Annotated in this window: 15 protein-coding genes; 6 read left to right on the top strand and 9 right to left on the bottom strand. The window is 45.1% G+C overall.

The genetic code is table 11. From position 1 onward, the window contains the following. Window positions 1–400: 400 nt before the first annotated feature. Window positions 401–1,204 carry an SAM-dependent methyltransferase gene (locus I1H34_RS16960; protein WP_212662193.1) on the top strand — a complete coding sequence of 268 codons (804 nt, stop codon included), beginning with the start codon at window positions 401–403 and terminating at the stop codon, window positions 1,202–1,204. Window positions 1,205–1,591: 387 nt separating this feature from the next. Here I1H34_RS16960 and I1H34_RS32230 read toward each other — a convergent pair whose 3' ends face one another. The 5 genes from I1H34_RS32230 to I1H34_RS16935 form a co-directional block, all read right to left on the bottom strand. After that, complete coding sequence (locus tag I1H34_RS32230; protein ID WP_249369324.1) at window positions 1,592–1,825, bottom strand: hypothetical protein; 234 nt, start codon at window positions 1,823–1,825, stop codon at window positions 1,592–1,594. A gap of 362 nt (window positions 1,826–2,187) precedes the next feature. Further along, the gene (locus I1H34_RS16950; RefSeq protein ID WP_212662192.1) at window positions 2,188–3,387 is read right to left on the bottom strand and encodes a glutathione S-transferase family protein; all 1,200 of its coding nucleotides are present in this window, start codon (window positions 3,385–3,387) and stop codon (window positions 2,188–2,190) included. A 183-nt stretch (window positions 3,388–3,570) separates the two neighbouring features. Beyond that, window positions 3,571–4,281, bottom strand: a complete 711-nt coding sequence (locus I1H34_RS16945) for a phytanoyl-CoA dioxygenase family protein (RefSeq protein ID WP_212662191.1) — start codon at window positions 4,279–4,281, stop codon at window positions 3,571–3,573. 99 nt (window positions 4,282–4,380) lie between these two features. Further along, the gene (locus I1H34_RS16940) at window positions 4,381–4,761 is read right to left on the bottom strand and encodes an SH3 domain-containing protein (RefSeq protein ID WP_212662190.1); all 381 of its coding nucleotides are present in this window, start codon (window positions 4,759–4,761) and stop codon (window positions 4,381–4,383) included. Between the two features lie 203 nt (window positions 4,762–4,964). After that, the gene (locus I1H34_RS16935) at window positions 4,965–5,894 is read right to left on the bottom strand and encodes an RluA family pseudouridine synthase (protein ID WP_212662189.1); all 930 of its coding nucleotides are present in this window, start codon (window positions 5,892–5,894) and stop codon (window positions 4,965–4,967) included. Between the two features lie 87 nt (window positions 5,895–5,981). Between I1H34_RS16935 and I1H34_RS16930 the strand changes: the two genes are divergently transcribed. Both I1H34_RS16930 and I1H34_RS16925 read left to right on the top strand, forming a co-directional pair. Next, the gene (locus I1H34_RS16930) at window positions 5,982–6,383 is read left to right on the top strand and encodes a hypothetical protein (protein WP_212662188.1); all 402 of its coding nucleotides are present in this window, start codon (window positions 5,982–5,984) and stop codon (window positions 6,381–6,383) included. Window positions 6,384–7,038: 655 nt separating this feature from the next. Further along, window positions 7,039–7,431: an AbrB family transcriptional regulator gene (locus I1H34_RS16925; protein ID WP_212662187.1), complete on the top strand. Its 393-nt coding sequence runs from the start codon at window positions 7,039–7,041 to the stop codon at window positions 7,429–7,431. A gap of 61 nt (window positions 7,432–7,492) precedes the next feature. On the opposite strand, the gene I1H34_RS16920 is transcribed toward I1H34_RS16925, so the two are convergent. Further along, window positions 7,493–9,235 carry an N-acetylmuramoyl-L-alanine amidase gene (locus I1H34_RS16920; protein WP_212662186.1) on the bottom strand — a complete coding sequence of 581 codons (1,743 nt, stop codon included), beginning with the start codon at window positions 9,233–9,235 and terminating at the stop codon, window positions 7,493–7,495. Between the two features lie 180 nt (window positions 9,236–9,415). Between I1H34_RS16920 and I1H34_RS16915 the strand changes: the two genes are divergently transcribed. Beyond that, the gene (locus I1H34_RS16915) at window positions 9,416–9,871 is read left to right on the top strand and encodes a hypothetical protein (protein ID WP_212662185.1); all 456 of its coding nucleotides are present in this window, start codon (window positions 9,416–9,418) and stop codon (window positions 9,869–9,871) included. Window positions 9,872–9,911: 40 nt separating this feature from the next. Here the strand turns inward: I1H34_RS16915 and I1H34_RS16910 are convergent, their stop codons facing one another. Beyond that, window positions 9,912–11,099 carry a DNA double-strand break repair nuclease NurA gene (locus I1H34_RS16910; protein ID WP_212662184.1) on the bottom strand — a complete coding sequence of 396 codons (1,188 nt, stop codon included), beginning with the start codon at window positions 11,097–11,099 and terminating at the stop codon, window positions 9,912–9,914. A gap of 65 nt (window positions 11,100–11,164) precedes the next feature. Between I1H34_RS16910 and I1H34_RS16905 the strand changes: the two genes are divergently transcribed. Further along, complete coding sequence (locus I1H34_RS16905; RefSeq protein WP_212662183.1) at window positions 11,165–11,878, top strand: phycocyanobilin:ferredoxin oxidoreductase; 714 nt, start codon at window positions 11,165–11,167, stop codon at window positions 11,876–11,878. A gap of 448 nt (window positions 11,879–12,326) precedes the next feature. Here I1H34_RS16905 and I1H34_RS16900 read toward each other — a convergent pair whose 3' ends face one another. Then, window positions 12,327–12,518, bottom strand: coding sequence for a hypothetical protein (locus I1H34_RS16900; RefSeq protein WP_235109039.1), 192 nt, complete (start codon window positions 12,516–12,518; stop codon window positions 12,327–12,329). An 84-nt stretch (window positions 12,519–12,602) separates the two neighbouring features. Next, a complete protein-coding gene (locus I1H34_RS16895) occupies window positions 12,603–12,854 on the bottom strand; it encodes a DUF1830 domain-containing protein (RefSeq protein WP_212662181.1) in 252 nt (83 codons plus the stop codon). Between the two features lie 1,395 nt (window positions 12,855–14,249). On the opposite strand from I1H34_RS16895, the gene I1H34_RS16890 reads away from it, so the two are divergent. Beyond that, window positions 14,250–17,480: a DAHL domain-containing protein gene (locus tag I1H34_RS16890; RefSeq protein ID WP_212662180.1), complete on the top strand. Its 3,231-nt coding sequence runs from the start codon at window positions 14,250–14,252 to the stop codon at window positions 17,478–17,480. The last annotated feature ends 26 nt before the right edge of the window (window positions 17,481–17,506 follow it).

Below are 17,506 nucleotides of genomic sequence, written 5' to 3'. Positions count from 1 at the left end.
CTAGGAGTACAAATCTTATACAGTTTGATTTAGAAATTAATTTATTAAGCATGTAGTGTTTACCCTCATCTCTGAGATAATGGGCTTTATCAGAGATAACTTATTAAGTCGCCGAAATCCTATAAAAACTAAGATCTATGAGTTCAGTTTAATCGAACTCATAGATGCCATAGTTATTTCCTGGCAAGGGATGTAGCTTTTATGGAATTTGCTTTATAAATCAGCTCTCACAGTTGATATTGGACTTGATAAGGTTGGAATTCATCGTGGTTTTTGAGATAGGAATAACCCTAGGATTTAGAAAGAAAAAGGTTAAATAAAATTATCTCAGTAACTTGATATTCATCATATTTATTTGTCTATCGACGCTACTTGCTAAAACTTAATTAGGGGAAATAGTATGTCTAAGACAAGGGATGACGTTGGTTTTACCGCCAAAAATATGGCTGCTGGACGTGCATATGAAACGAGAAGATCAGATGCATTATTCATTGATCCCTTTGCTGAGAAGCTAGCAGGTAAAGAGGTTCTAGAAGATGTAATTCCCCGGCTAGAAGCAGATGAAAAAGCGGGAAAGCCTTTTACCTCAATTCGAACGCGTTACTTTGATGACTTGATCCTAGGGCATTCTCAAAATATTCAGCAAATTGTTCTGTTAGGGGCAGGTCTGGATACCCGAGCTTTGCGTATGGAATGGGCCGCTGATACTCATGTTTATGAGATTGATCAAAGTAATATATTGACCTACAAAGAATCAGTTCTAGAGGATATTCAGCCTACTTGTAATCGGCATGCAATCGCAGCTGATTTGAAAGACTCTCTTTGGTCTGAGATGCTGATTAAACAAGGCTATCAACCGTCAAAGCCGTCAATTTGGCTCCTGGAAGGGGTTCTATATTATCTGAATGAAGAAGAAGTTCATAATTTGCTGACAACAATCACAACTTTGTCTGTTAAAGGAAGTTGGTTTGGGGCTGATGTTATCAATTCTGTAATAATGAATGGCCAAGATGACTGGGCTAAGTATTGGCTGTCCTGTTGCGATGATCCGGAGTCTTTCTTTGAACAGTATGGTTGGCAGGCCTCAGCGATTCAACCAGGTGATGAAGGTGCTTCGTTTGGCCGCTTCACATTCCAATTTCCAGACCCTAGTCTTCCTGATCAGCCTCATCTGTATTTTATTGCTGCCTGTCGGCAAGAGTAGTTGCACTCTAATTGGAATAGCTTGCCTTCAACATTTCCCCATATTTGATTGCTAGGTTGGTGGTGGAGTTCTTTGTGAACTCTCTTATCTATGACTTAGTACAGAAGGCTATCCTCCCCCTAAAGAAGCTGTGCTTTAGGGGGAGCTTTTTGAGCGACTAAGCTGGGTGGGTATTTACTGGGATAACCTTTGCCACTCCATGAATTGCTGCATGAGATCGCGTTGTGTAACATCCTTAGATACTAGGCTGAACTGCTTGGTGGTATTGACTTTCACTTAAAACATCTCATAGTTATGGAGCTGGCCTTGATACCAACGATAGGTATTGCCATCGGTATGGGTTTTTGTTACAGATGCAGCCTGAAAGTCAGCTAGTACTGCCTGTCCTCAGATAGCTTGAATCGGCTCAGTCCCTTTGTCCTGGTTGGTTTTCTCAAATGTAATGAGGCCAGAGCAATCTGATAGTCCAGTCCAATAGCAGGCTGGGCGGTAATCAATATTTTCTGTTTTTACCTTCTCCGCTTGATCCATAAAGACGGTGAGATGAACTTTCCCTCCCATCCCTTCAAAAGAGGTATCCAGATCTGATTGATTCGGTTTGTACTTTTGGGTGGTCTGCAAAGGAGGGACTTTGGCTAGCTCAGTATTAGATTGGTCTGCGTAGTTTCCTCAAGACCAACTTATTGCTTCGACTTTGGTCATGCCGGGGAGAGCCTGAGCCGATGAGAGAGTACTGCAAGATGCGATCGCAACTAGCAATCCCGTCAAAGCTTTATTCATCGTCCTCTAGCCCAGTCACTATCTTTTTTCTAATGGCCCTAAAGAATGGTCACAAGGACACCGATCATACTAACCACGGCATCCTGCCCAGCTTATGACACCAATTTGAGCCTAAAAGCGTAATCATAAAATTCGTAAAACCCTTTGTTGGCAAAGTTTCATAGCAAATCAAAATTACACTTTTTGATGCTTATTGGTATGACTTATGCCTTCGCGAAGTTCATAGGATCTTGGTCACGACGGTGGCGCACAGGGATGGGTGTCCCTTGACGGTTGCCAACGAGAGCGGCTGTCGTCTCTAGAGATGCCTTGAGACGTTTGGCTGCATAGATGGACATATCCCGCGGAACACTGATGCGATCGCGCAAGTACCGCAGGCCAAGATCCGAACCAGGCGGAGGCGAACACACCTCACCCGTAATCAGATGGGTCAGAGCACAGCGCAGGGCTTCATCAAATAACTCGTCATTGGCAGGATTGACCTTAATAATATTCTCGTGATGCTTGACCATTCGATGCAACGCTTCCGCCCGAGAAGTTTCGGGTTCAGGATAGGTGACATCTGGTAACTCTGTCCAGGGGCCATTGTCTACCCGATTCCTATTGATGGCAGTTTGCGGATCATCGTTTTTATAGCATCCACCCATTTGCGGCGGTAAGTCATGGGCATGGGTATGGAAATCGCTTTGAGTACCTCGGTAGGTGGGCCGACTTTCCATGGCATCAAACCAATCCGAGAACCGAGGATTCTCCTCTCTTAGTGAGTAGCCCTTGTAGTAGTAGAGGCTGGCATTCATCCGCTCGACATAGGGGGTGAAAATAGCGTCTGCTGTACCAAACTCTTCCAAAAAATAAGGGCCTGGAGTCTGGCTAAGGGCAGCTTCGACCTTTTTCACCACACTGACAAACTGTTCGCGATTACGCTGATCTTGTTGAGGACGAGAAGGATAGCACAACCAAGTACACCAAGCCCGAAATAGCAATCGCTCTAGTTGGCGCAAAGGCATAACCGCCGGATCTTTCATGCCCTTCCCCATGGGACCAAACTCTTTTTCTAGGGCAATTAGAATATCATCACTTTCGGTGATGACCCGACCATTGAGCTCCAGTGCAGGCAACATCCCAGAGGGGACAATCTGCTTATACCACCGCTCTTTCTCCCCATAACAAAACATCGTCACTTTCTCGATTCGATAGGGAATCTGCTTCTCTTCTAGCCATAGCCAAATTTTCTGGCAGTAGGGGCACCAGGCATGATTATCACGGAATAACGTCACCCGGACATCGTCTTCGGATTGTCCAAATAAACGCAGGCAAGATTGAGAATTGGTGGGACCGTTTGCAGGATCCAAATGGAAGTCGGTACGGTCAGCTAATTCAGGCCAGCTCAGGGGAGTACTCATGGGAATATATAGGGTGACACAAAGCCATCGGATTATAAAGGGTTCTGAGGTTCATTTGCACAGCAGAGCTGGGAGGTTAACCTCCCCTTGAACATTCAAGGAGCAATCGTTGTTGATGGATAGAATATATCCTCGTCTATGGCATTTCCCCATTTTTCTTAGCCTATATGGCCCTGCATTGATCTAAATAGCTTCATGCCAAACCAATCCATTCGGGAGTTGGCGAGGGCCACAGAGAAAATGTAAAACTCGTCGATGTTGGGGAAGGGCCATCTTGCTGGAAGCATGTAGGAGCAAAGGACGCATGGCTAACACTCCTCCTGTGGTTACTAAGCAAGACATATCACCGGAGTGATCCCGCAGTTTTGCAATCATCGGATCAGTAAGCCGCCCCTGTTGATGAGAGCCGGGCACCACTTTTAGAGGACCATTATCCTTTGTGCAGTCATCTAAATGAACACGGAGAGCAAGCAACCGTTTCAAAACCTCAACGGGTGGTTGCACGAAAGATAGGCCTTCCTTTTGAGATATTCCCAACTGAGTGGTAACAGCATTTGGTTGAACTGCAATACTGACATCTTGATGCAGTGCCACTAACCAATTTTGATTAGGAGATTTTTCAAAATAGGTGCATTGATTGATAACGGGATTTGGTCCTAATAACGGAGAGATTAGTGGATGGGATTTAAGGCTTCTTGCCAGTTCTTGGCACCACTCGAAAGCTAATAATCGTCGGGTTCCAGGTTTTGATTGGGTAACCTCTGCAAGATTCTCAGATATCTGATGGCAGGTTTGGTCAGAAAAGATGTGGGGCAAGATAATATAGCCCTGTTGATGCAACTCTGCTTGGGTATTGCGAATAAATGAGGGTAGAGATTGCTCCAAAAGAGTCATAAAAAGATCGTCCTAGGGCAAGCGGTTGAATTTAAACTGTTCCGGGACAGGGCTGAGTTCTAGCGCTTAAATAGCACTCGCTGCAGATTGACCTGCAGGTTAAAGTATTTTGATCAGGTCTTCTCTCACCCATCCATTCTCTGCTTGATGCAAAATCTGGTTAACGTAGCGAATTTTGTACCATTTATAACCATTGCTTTTATAGGAAGCAATAACATCGACTTCAAGCCCTCTAAAGCTACTATATCCAACTTGATAGTCTGTTCCAGGACCTCGACGAATATTGATCTTCGCCTTAGCATCATCGCAATATAGAACCCCATCATAATTGAGATTTTTTTGCTCTGCTTTGGCCAGCCAATGAGCATTTTGAACTTCTAGATAATGGCTGGCATGGGATGAAGGGGCAAAATTCAAACTGGCTAAACTGACTAATCCTGCCACAGTTGCAATGCTGAAAACTCTAATGCTGTGATTCATGTCTTTCCTCACCTGTTTCTCTAGACACGAATATAAGAGGACTCGAAAGCTTTTCGTGTGATCCGACTCATGTCAGATGTGTGATTCTAGCCATCCTATGCGCGAAGAACTTCTTTATAGCTTCGCGCATAGGATGGCCGGAAAGTGAGATACAGAAGCCCATGGCTCGATTATTGGAGACATGCTAAATCCAACGGTCTATTTCACTCCGAAGTGAGACGCAGGGGGGCTGGTGGATCACTCATAACCTGCATTAGATCCTGGGTCCTTGGGTGGCTAAATTGCAAAGAAAAAGCATGGAGACAATAACCGCAATCTCCAGGGACAGGTCGTGACAGATCCTCAGGGCTTGCAGATGGGGGTTGTCCTCCTACCCCATACAGTGGGTCGCCGAGCAAAGGATAGCCCATGGTTGCTAAATGAATTCGAATCTGGTGGGGACGTCCAGTGGTGATTGTCACTGCCAGTAGAGTGGACTCTGAGCGTCGTTGAAGAACTGTACAAGCGCTATGAGCAGGGCGTCCTTTGGGGGTGGCGGCGTAGATATATCCCAAGCCTGGATAAGGCACCTTGCCAATAGTCTGGGTAATTTCAAACTGTTCGGCCAGTGGGCGAGCAGTTTGTTCGGGACCGATCAACGCTCGATACACCTTTTGAATTTGCCGATCCCTCATTTGCTGACTCAAAGCAGCGCGAGCTGGTTGCGATCGCGCCATCAATACCACCCCCGATGTCCCGCGCCCCAAGCGATGAATGGGAAAAGGAGTCCCCTGAGGAAAGTATTGTTGCACCTGATGAATCAAGGTATGTTCCAAAAAACCACCCCCTGGAAGCACCGGTAGTCCTGAAGGTTTATGGATGGCCAATACTTCCGCATCTTCGTATAAAACGTCAAAGGTCAAGGGTACCGTTGGCTCCTGCCATGGGGGGCGGTGGTAGGCCAAACTCTGCCCTTGCTTTAATACCGTACCTGGGGAAGCTCGCTGGCCGTCTAAGTGCACCTGTCCCGTTTCAATGCGAACTTGCCATTCTGATCGACTCGAATGCCGGTATCGTTGGGCATAAAATCCTAAGAGCGTCAGTCCTGCCCCAGCTCGATCAACTTGATTGTGATAGGTCCATCCTTGATTCATCTCTCAACGCTAACGCAAAGTGTCGCCCCATCCCGTTGAGACCCAAGCATCGGTAGAATTGAAACGCAATTCTTTTCGGATGAAAGCATGTACCAATTCAAGTCATTACCGTGGCAACAACTGCTCAATGCCTCTGTGATTACCCTTGTCTTGGCTTCTGGGATTGACTATGGGCTGACCCTGATCTTACCGGCATCGTCACAAGTGCAGATTGGGTCAATATTGGGTCCTCCCTGGAGATTGCTCTCTTCGGCTGCCATAGATATGGGTATCGGCATCCTTGGCGTCATCATTTTGGAACGAGTCATAGGCTCTAGACGACGGATCCAGGTATCAACCCTATGGGGCTTGGTCCTTTGTTTATTGATAGCTCTAGTCTTAAGAGCATCACTTCCTATTCCGGGACTCTTTTTAGGTCCTTTACATCAAATTACGATTGTCGGCCTTTTGTTAGGGGTCTTTAGTAAAGGCCAGCAATATCGGCACTAGATTGGCGACTTGTCTGTTTATCCTGTACTGAACTATCTGGTCAATACTTATGGGTCAGCAGACATTTATATTTCCTTAATCTCAAGTACTTGAATGAGGGGTTGTTGCAGTCAATCTTAAGAGACTTAGAACAAAAGCATTAAATATCAGAAAACTTCTACTAGACTAAGAACTTGTACATTTTGGGTATTGAAATACCTTGCTTTTTTTTAGTCTATAACTAACGCCTTTATGGATGATGCTAGTTGAGTCAACCCTCACCCAGACTTGATTCTAGTGCATCTAGATATTAGGTATTCCTAGTTCTATTGAGTCATTTCTATGGCTGAGTCAGATTTTGACTATGAACACAATTAGGGTTGGCCTAAACAAAAATCAGTTCCCTAGTGAAAGGCGTGATCTGACTATCTATAATTCCTGCCTTCATCCTAACCCTCAATTCTTGGCAACTTGATATATACTTTACTGGATATCTTTCTCTAGGTAATCTTGGATACCTTATCCAAGACTAAATCTTATCATCAGGGTAAAAAAATGAATCAATTGCTATTGTTGACCTATTCATTTTTTCTTTTGCTATAGTAAAAAAAGCTTACCCAAAAATAAGCGATACCCTGATTCCTTTCTGTTGTGTTTATTACTGCATTAGAGACCTATGCCTAAACTAAAGAAAAAAACGGTTAAGCCATTGACCGGAGAGAAACTATTAACCAAAATCAAAGCGCTGGGTGATTTAAGCCGAGAGGACAAAGCCAAAGCTTGTGGCTACTACTCCTTCGACCCAGATGGGTCAGAGCGCCTGAATGTGATGGCTTTTATGAATGCTGTCCTGGATGCTGAAGGAGTAGACCTCGATGCTCAGCCGACCAGTAACGGAACTGGTACGTCAGGACGTCAACCCAGCTATATGGTGTCTGTTCAAACCAATGGCAATTTGCTAGTTGGCGCGGCTTACACCAAACAAATGGAATTGACACCTGGTGATATGTTCGAGGTGACCTTGGGGCGCAAGCATATCCACTTAACTAAAGTTGAAACGGATAGCTAGTTAGGGAATTCGTTGTACTCTTCAGGTTGGGTGAGCTGAAGAGTAGCTTCAAAGATTAGCCTTATTGTTTTGAGAACCATGCTGCGATCGCATCTGCCATACTAACCGCCAACTGCTTCTGAGCCTTTGGATCCGTAATCCACTCGAACTCCGTCGGATTAATCATAAATCCCAATTCCATCAATACCGTCGGCGCTACCGTTGGTCGAGTCAACGCCAAATTATCCCAAAAAATACCATAGTCAGGACGCTTCAAATCATCGACTAGGTAATGATGTAAAAAGACTGCCAAATCATGGCTTTGGGCATGGTACCAGAAGGCCCCAATCCCTGCCGTGTTGACCGCATCGCCACTGTCAGGCAACGCATTGTAATGAACACTAATGGCAATGGTCGGTTCCGTTTTATTAATGACATCCACCCGATCCTGGGGATAGAGGTCATCATCCCCTTCGCGAGTCATCACAACGGTTGCCCCCCGCTTCTTTAATTCTTCCTGGAGTAGTTTACTGACGACAATGGTGACTTCTTTCTCGGGTAAACCCGTGGGGCCTCGCGCACCTAGATCATGCTCGCTGCCATGTCCTGGATCTAACAGCACTTTTACATTGGCAAGTCCCTTGCTTTTAGGAGGATGCCGGAGGGACAAAATTAAGCTGGTGCCTTCGTAACGTAGCTTATAGCCCCACTGTTGTTTTGGCTTCAGGTTAAATTTATACTCCACGCGGCCTGGTGCAGGCTGCTGCCAATCTAACCGTCGAATCACTGGGTCATCATTCATAAAAATGACATCCGTTTGGGCCGTGGTGTTATGAAGGGTCAGGGTAAAGGTTTGATCACCCTGAGTCACACTAATCGGTACCGGATTTTGCAATGGAAATACCACTTCAGTCCACCCAGGCGTTTGGCGACTGCGAAGACTGCGAATAATAGAATGGGGCAGAATATTCTGGGATAGAGGACGAGTTTCTTTCTCTTTGATCCAAGCACCATAGTCCAACCGCAACCATTCCCCCTCCCGTCCGGTGATGCGGGCTTGCGTCCCTTTCGGTAAGGGCGTTAACCGAGAGTAATTCGTGCTCGGTCCCGTGCGCGACACTCCTTGGTCACTTGTGACCTCAATAACGGAAAAATTTTGAGGGGAAAGAATTTCAATCGTACTGGTCCCTGTCCGCTGGATGGTTTGTCCATCTTTGGTCAGCTGAAACACGGGTTTACCCAAAACGCCAGGTTGAGAAAAGGTGGTACACCCTTTGTAAATGCCTGGCTTCTCCGCCGTTTGCGGTTGATTTTGTTGAGTTAGTGCGGCCGAATTGGGGGGTAAATTGACGGACTTTTCTTGAGATTGCAGGGGAATTGTTTGTGGACCAATTTTGACCGAGAGCTGAGCATTGGGTTTGGCAATAGTGCTAAAGCAAACGGGTTCATTCGGGAGTTTAGCAATCTTTGTATTGGGCTTCAGGGAGTCTTCTGACAAGCCTGCAGTGGATGAGGGAGAAACTGCCGTGCGGGTGATTTTGAGGGTTTGAGTTTGGTCACCATACTGAAGTGTAAAGGTATTCTCACCAATCTCTAGGGGAAAGCTGGGGGCAAAGTTTCCAGTCGGGCTGCGATCGATCGCCTTACCATTTACTGTCACATCACCTTTGGCTGGGGCAGTGCCAATCAGAAAAATCTGAGCTGCAGTGGTTTCATGTCCATCAGCAGGGTAGACCACGCCTAAGGCGTCTCCTGCAAAAGCGGCATGGGGATAAACCAAACTTAAGCTCCCAGCAAGAACTGCTAATCCCAAAAAGCGCTTCATGGACTCTACCCTTCACATCCACTTCAATCAACCGCAATCCTGTGCCCCTGTCAATATTCAGGATTTTAGTTATCAATATTGAGTTTCAAAATGGGCAGAGTATTATTGAGGGCTAATACACTGCATTGCTAGTCAGTTATGAGGCACTCCTTCTGTTTGTAGAGATCTCATCAAATAACCATGTTTCTAGTCAAAGATTCTAGTCTGTCTAGAGAAAAACGAATTCAGCAATTTTTTATTGAAGATCCATCTTTGTCTACATTACTTGCAGTGATCCATTTTGAGTGGACTGTTCGTCGAGCAGTTATTGCTCTTGGAACTTCTCCAAATGTAAATATCAGAACACAGCTGAAATCATGTCATGGCCACAAAGCTTACAAAAAGATTTGGCAAGAAGAGGTATTTCCGAAACGTGGGCAACGGCTAACAGAAGTAGTAAGCAATTGGGATGGTTTACATAAAGCATTCAAACTGAGACATCGCTTGGTCCATGGAGTATCAAATTGTGGTGCTGAGTATGCTAGAGATAGGACAAGTTGGGCTATTGATGCTTGCCAAAACATTCGTGGATTTTGTCTTAAGCATGATATTGACTTAGATAGTCGACTACCAATTCGTCAACAACCTAGGAAATAAACAGAATATTCTAGGAAAAATTTTTAAAGTCAGCTTTTCTTTAATTTCCTCGACGCAGAACTTTACTAATCATTTTCCGAGAGAACCGGAGGTTGATCTCTTCTTTCTCCGCCCATTCTTGCAGGAGACGGAAAAAGATTTGGCGATCTTCCGCTTGGAGTACAGCCACGCGATCGGCTGTTTCAATCACGTAGGGATACCCCCCTCCAATAATCACTTCCCCTCGGACAAAATCTAAAACCGTAGAATGTAATCCTGCCTCATAAATCCAGGTGGGCATTTCAATACGGGCAGGGGGGCCTTCATGGGTTTTTAAGTAAGTGAAGGCTACGGATTCTGCTTGGTCTCCATAATCTTGGAGGATGCCTTGATGACTGGTTTCACCTTTGCGATCGCATCTAAAGATCGGCGTGCGATCGCCCCAGTTCATATTCACTCCCAACAAAGCCGCATCATTAAGGGACGGGGCTTCCGGTAGTTTCTTTAAGCAATGCAAAAGCTGAACTAAATCTCGGGCTCGAGACGTATCGATGTAGGCCACTAAGGGCACTCGAAACTTTTCACTGGCCTGCAATAGCTCTACTAATTGCTGAACATAAAATCTTCGGCATTCTGCATCAAACTTTTCTGCAAACGTAGCCACTAGGGAGCCATCCAGAAAGACTAAACAATCCGAACGATTAGTATGACTCTCCATAAATTCGATCATGCGCTGGATTTCCATGCGAAACCGATGCATGTTAACCAGTCGATCCATCGGAGTACTCCGATCCTGTGGCTTGAGATCCTCTGGGGACAAAACCTCCAAGCGCACATCCTTGTCATAGCTACCCAAAGGCAAATGGGGATTCTCAAACCAGCCCACTTGCACCATGCCAATCGGAATCGAAATGTCTTTGCTGGGATAGACTTGAGATCCATCCACCGCAAAGGTGGTAATCCCCATTAGTCGCTCCCGTACCCATTCCAGGCTTTGCTCTCGGCTAGACCACTTAAGCTTAGAAGGAATGATCCAGTTGGGGCTATTCCCTAATGCCTCTAATGGGCGCCCTCCTGGATTGTGGTGATCCATTAACCCTTGTGTGATTTCAGCATCAGGCTGTTGGGCAACCTTACTTAATGCTTTACGATATTTCTCTAATACTTTGAGGGTTGTTTGGTGAAAATCCTGGAACTCAGTCTGTTTTTTGTCTAAAGCTTGTAGGATTTCAGACGGCTTGAGTGGCATGATAAACCCTTATTTTCAGCCCGTTTTTTTTACTCTACTACCAACTGGTAGTGAATTTTGTATCTATGTCTTTACGTCAGCAGCAGCACCCACTCATTCAAGAATGGGCCAATCGGATTGAAGCAATTTGGACCGACTATTTAGAGTTATCAGACTATCCCCTTCCCTCGGAATTCGGGCATGTTGAAGGACGCCTAGAAGGCGAGTTCCTAGTCATAGAAAATATTTGTTACCAGGCTCCACCGTTTCGCAAACTCCATTTGGAGTTAGCCCAGGTGGGCACGGGCTTAGATATCTTGCACTGCGTCATGTTTCCCGAACCGCAGTATGCCTTGCCTATGTTTGGCACCGATTTGGTCGGTGGACGGAGTGGCATTAGTGCTGCCATTGCCGATCTGTCCCCTACAGTTAATGGAAAGTTATCGCCGTCATACCACAAACATCTCCAGGGTTTACCCGATTTAAAGTTTTCAGAGCCTCGACAACTACCCGAATGGGGAACTATTTTTTCTGAGTTCTGCCTGTTTATCCGGCCACGAACATCCCAGGAAGAAACTCAATTTTTAGATCGAGTCTCAGCCTATTTAAGTTGGCATTGTCAGCAAGCCATAACAACTCAACCTGTGCCTGAATCGGAGATTGATCGACTCATAGCTGGACAACGACGGTACTGCCAGCAACAACAACAAAATGACAAAACTCGACGGATTTTGGAAAAGGCATTCGGCGATGAGTGGGCAGACCGTTATATGACAACCGTTTTATTTGACTGCCCTTAATTTCATCCAACATTGCCTTGCTCTGCCTATGCTTGCCTTTCTTGGATAGGCATAAATTAGAGAGCATTAACCAATCGAAAAGACTTAATTCCAATCTCATTCGTTGAGTTCTGCTGTACTCTACCGAAATGATGAAAACTCGGATTTAACCCTTCACAATAGATGGTTGTAAAAGGAACAGCCATTCAAGAATATGGTGCTGCTGACACTATGGTAGTAACTCCAGCAGCATGAAAATGGCCCCAATTTTGCCATTGACGCTTGAGCAATATTTCGTGATGTAGTTGGAAGACTATCGTATTTTTTGAATTGCCTACAAATTTGGGGCCATTGAGCCTTTTGGTTGAACTAGACCTACCCTTCGATAACTGCTTCAGAGCAATTCAAACAAGCCTCTATCGTCAATATTTTGACCCAAAAATTTCCACAAAAATGTTGTGTCTAGTGCCTACTGACTCTCTTTGTATTGGTTCGGCTGACACTCAATCACCACATCCATAACCGTGGGCATCGTAATGATAAACCGCTCAACTCCAATATCTAGTCGGGCAATGGCGTCACCAGCTGATAATAGATTCTCTGGATCCTGTGGATGATGACAGTAAACATAGACCGTTTTCTGCGCAGGTTCATAGCGCATCCGGCAACCCTTCCACCATGGAAACTGATGGCACAAATAACCTGAAAGCAGTTCGATACAGCTCATTAGTATTCCTCAGAAACTCTAAGCTGCTTTAACAGCCAGCCGCCTACAGGGAATACAGTCTACTTGGATAGCCGTAGCGATTTCGCTGCTATGGATCTCGAGATGTGCGGCTCGTGGCGCATCAAACACTAGGGTCTGCTTGGGAAAAACCACCCGCTCAAAATACCAGTTTTCAACGTTGGTGATCCGCACGACTTGAACTCTAGGTGATGGGTTAGAGTAACTGCAGAACGTGGATTTTGTTTTCTGAGGCTCAAGCGTTTTAATCATAAGAAATGCCCAGGCAGCCTTTGGATCTTTGATCCAAAGGCTGGTTAAATAAAGAATTGAAACAGAGATTTATAAGCTGGCCAGCGATTTTTATCAGAAAGGACACCTTTCTTTCGGGACATTTTCCTTGTATAGGAATTTGTCATGCTTATTATGACAATAATATTAACTTATCTATAGTTTCTTAAGTCAAAACCTTTATGATGTCTTTATATTTGATTTCATCAATACCAGCCTTAAATTCCTGAATAAAGTCAGCTTCCTGTTACCATGACTCATTTTGAAGGATCAGCTCTTCAGTATTTCATTTATTCACCTAATGATCGGTAGGGGGAAGCTCACCCTCCATCAGATGAGTCGTAGTCGAACTAATGTTTACGCTTCTTAAGTTAATTCTCAGCTAGAGAAATTAGTGAAGCAAACAGAGTACTAGAGTACCCATCCCTATTTTCTGACATCCACTGCTGACACCTTTATCTCTTGGCTCACGCTGATGTTGTCATCAGCTTTGCGATGTCGATATTCGAAAATCTCAGTTGGAGATGCTTTGGATTGGCTTGTTCCAGTGAGGCAGAAGCTAAAAGAATAGCAATATGCCAAGAATCGATTTGCCAAATCTTGTACTCAAAACAGAGTAAGTCAAGATAGATTTAATATCTTCCACTAAATATTTATATTCGCCCAGAAACTAGGAAATCAGCAAAATTTACCTATATATCAGTAGATTGAGTTGTAACTCTTCATCCATTGACTTAGATATTGATCCCAACTATTTGCTAGTGAGAATAAACGTTTGGGCAAACTAATAATTAAGCATTCAAGCCTATAAAGATCGGTTGATATTTAATTTTCAAGAGCTAAAAAGCTGAATCTAGCTATCAGTTTTATTCTAGGGCTAGGGGGATAGAAGATGGACCAAATCATAAAAAGGCCTCATTTATTGGGGATTATCTCATTTTCTTCCTTGATTCGAACGTTATGGCATGGGACTCTAACAAAGAAAATTATTTTCAGGCAATGGCGTTCTCCAATCATCCATAACAGCAATAAACCTATTCAAATAATCCCTCGGCAATTGCTAGGGAACAGCGAGTATCCTCCTTTGGGCAAGATGTTGTTCTGGGAACGAAAAGTATCCTCTTTAGCGGCACAAAATCATTTATCTGAACGAATCCGAGATCGGTTCGTGGCTGTAGTCTGTCGACCCCCTTGCTCCTTAACCGCCTCTAAGACTAATTCAACAGCCCTCTATCTTTATGAGCGGGCTGCCCAAATGATAGACCTGGCCATCACAACCTTGGTCACAGCCCTGCTTGACCACCCAATCAATCCAACCAAAAGGGATCTTACGATCCGTTCTTTTCTAACCCGCAGTGAGTGGAAGGAGTCTAGCTGATGAAACAGAGGAAGTTCTTCAAATACCTGGGGGCCTCTACCCTCCTCTTGCTATTCACTGGATCAATATTTAAAAGCTTATCCGTAGATTCCGAAACTCATCAGCGTTATCACGCCTTAATTACTCAACAGTTAATTAAAGATGCTGCATTAAATCAAGGCGTTCTCAAGTCCCGTTATGCCTTACTTCCTTCCTATGATCCACTGGTGCAAGCTATTTCTGAGCAAGGGGCAATACAAAACCAGTTAGAGCAGATTCCTGGCTTTATTGGTGATCCGTCAGCCCTCAATCAACAGTTGCAAACTAACACTAAAATTTTTCGCCAGAAAGAAGAATTGGTGGAGTCTTTTAAATCCACCAATGCGGTAGTCAAAAATTCTTTAACCTACTTACCAGAACTCGTTAAAGAGGTTCGCCAAGGAGACCGGACCAAGGGATTAACGAAAAGCAGTACGGCAAGACTCCAAGATATGTTGGATAACGTGCTCTTGTATAGCTTGTCTGCCAACGAAGCGCTGGTTCCACAAATCAACCAGCAAATGACTCAATTAGAAGCATTGAGTCAAACTGAAGCCAATAAAGATGGCCTGTTATTAGCCATTGCCCATACCCGAATTATTCTGGAGTACAAACCGAAGGTCGATCAGCTAACCCAAGCGATTCTTCAACAACCTGCTACAGAAGCTATCAATCAACTAGAAACCCTTTATACAAAACAACATCAGAGTGCCAGTCAGACAGCGAATGCCTTTCGACTGATTAGTTTCGGCTGTCTGTTGGTGATTTTGGGCGGCACTGCCTATCTTGTCATTCGACGGCAATGGGCGCTTATTCAAGAGCAGCAGCAATCCCAACAACGTATATCTGGCATTTTGAGCAGCATCACGGATGCTTTTATTACCCTGAGTCCAAATTGGCAAGTCGTCTATATCAATGAGAAGGCAGCTGAACTCTTTGGGCCAGTTCTACAGGATGGCATCCAACAAGATTTCTGGCAGACTTACCCCCAGGAATTAGGGCTTGACCATCAGGACAACTACAAGACCGCGTTACAAGACCAAATCAGTCAGTCCTTTGAAGTCTTTTACGCCAATCGCCAAATTTGGTTAGAAGTCCGCATTTTCCCTAGTGTAGACGGGCTGTCCCTGTTCTTGCAGGATATTACCCCTCGCAAGCTAGCTGAAGCCCATCTCATGCAGATGAATGAAGACCTCCAAACTTCCCAGCAGTTATTAAGACGAGTGATTGACACGATCCCACAGCTTCTATTCTGGAAGGATCGTGAGGGTATTTACTTGGATTGCAACCTACAATTTGCAACCTATGTTGGCTTGAGTCAACCAGAGCAAGTCATCGGTAAAACGGATGCTGACCTACCGTGGGCTCCGGCAGAATTAGCAGCATTTCAAGCTAGCGAGCAGCGGATTTTGACGACTGGAGAGATTGAAACCGCGTTGTTGAAACGCCACAGCGCAGAAACTTGGCTGGAGACGATTAAAGTTCCTCTTCATCAGGCGGATGGAACCATCATCGGCATTCTTGGAGTTTATCAAGATGTAACGGCACGCCAGCAGGCGGATGACAATCTGCGCAGCGTCAATTCAGAATTACAAACGGCCAAAGACCGTGCCGATGCAGCCAGCCAGGTGAAAAGCGAATTCCTCGCCAATATGAGCCATGAACTGAGAACTCCTATGAATGCGGTGATCGGGATGACAGGGTTACTGACCCATACGTCCCTGGATGCTCAACAACAGGATTTTGTCGATACTATCCGCAGTAGTGGGGATGCGCTTCTATGCTTGATCAACGACATTCTTGATTTCTCTAAAATCGAAGCTGGGAAACTCGAAGTTGAAGAACAACCTTTTAACCTCAAGTCCTGTATCGAAGAAGCGCTGAAATTAGTCGCACCAAGAGCCTTTAAGAAGGGCTTAGAAATTGCTTATATTGCTGATCCAGATTTGCCCTGCGGTATTGTCGGAGACGTTACCCGTCTGCGCCAGGTACTGGTTAATCTGCTTACGAATGGAGTGAAGTTTACGAACAATGGCGAAGTCGTCGTCTATGTCAAAGAAGTGACTGCAGAGACGCAGGATATGGCATTTTCTGATAGCGAGGGCCAGGCTCCTCACCGATTGTTCCAATTTGCGGTGAAAGATACAGGGATCGGTATTCCAGAAGATCGGTTAAATCGGTTGTTTCAATCCTTTAGCCAAGTCGATTCCTCCACGACCCGCAAATATGGCGGCACGGGGTTAGGCTTAGCCATTAGTAAGCGACTCTGTGAGTTGATGGGTGGAAAGATATGGGTGGATAGTGGCATTGGGGCGGGTTCCACTTTCTCATTTACGATTGCCGCTCCGGTTGCCGACACTTTTGACTGTGCCCCGATTCATGATTTAGCACCGCTGAAAGGTCAACGGCTCCTGATCGTCGATGACAATCTGACGAATCGAAAAATTCTGACAATATTTGCAGATATTTGGGGAATGCATTCCCAAGCAGCCCCCAGTGGACCAGCAGCCCTTGAACTCCTGCGAGGAAGATCTAACTTTGATCTGGCTGTAGTCGATATGCAAATGCCAGAGATGGATGGGTTAACCCTAGCTCGAAGGATCCACGCTCTACAAAAATATAAAGACCTGCCCCTTATCATGCTTAGTTCTCTGGGGGTTGAGGCTATTTCAACCCCGATGGACAAAAGTCTTTTTTATGCCATTTTGAATAAACCCATTCAAGAAGCACAGTTAAGTGCCATATTGGTCCGAGCAGTCACGAAGCAATCTGAGAATACGCCTAATTCTGAGCCTGATCACCCTCAACCCATTGCCAACTCAAAAACTTTGCGCCTTCTGTTAGCCGAAGATGTGGTGGTTAATCAAAAAGTTGCATTGCTTATTCTGAAGCAGTTGGGATACGAGGCGGATGTGGCCAATAATGGCAAGGAAGTTTTAGAAGCCCTCCATCGCCAACCCTACGATGTGGTGTTGATGGATTTGCAAATGCCTGAAATGGATGGCCTGACAGCAGCCCGAGCTATTCAAGAGACTTGGTCTCGTGAAGCTCAGCCTCATATCATTGCTTTGACAGCTAATGCCATGCAAGGAGACCGAGAAAAGTGTTTAGAAGCTGGCATGCAAGATTATGTGAGTAAACCAATTCGGAGTGAAGAACTAAAAGCCGCCTTAGAACGTTATGTATTGTCGCAATCATCTGTGCTGAGTTAGAAGTTAGCTCATCTCAGGGACCACTA

The sequence above is a fragment of the Acaryochloris marina S15 genome (assembly GCF_018336915.1).
GTDB classification, from domain to species: Bacteria; Cyanobacteriota; Cyanobacteriia; order Thermosynechococcales; family Thermosynechococcaceae; genus Acaryochloris; species Acaryochloris marina_A.
Note: the sequence above shows the minus strand (reverse complement) of the source record. Positions and strands in the feature narration are given on the sequence as shown.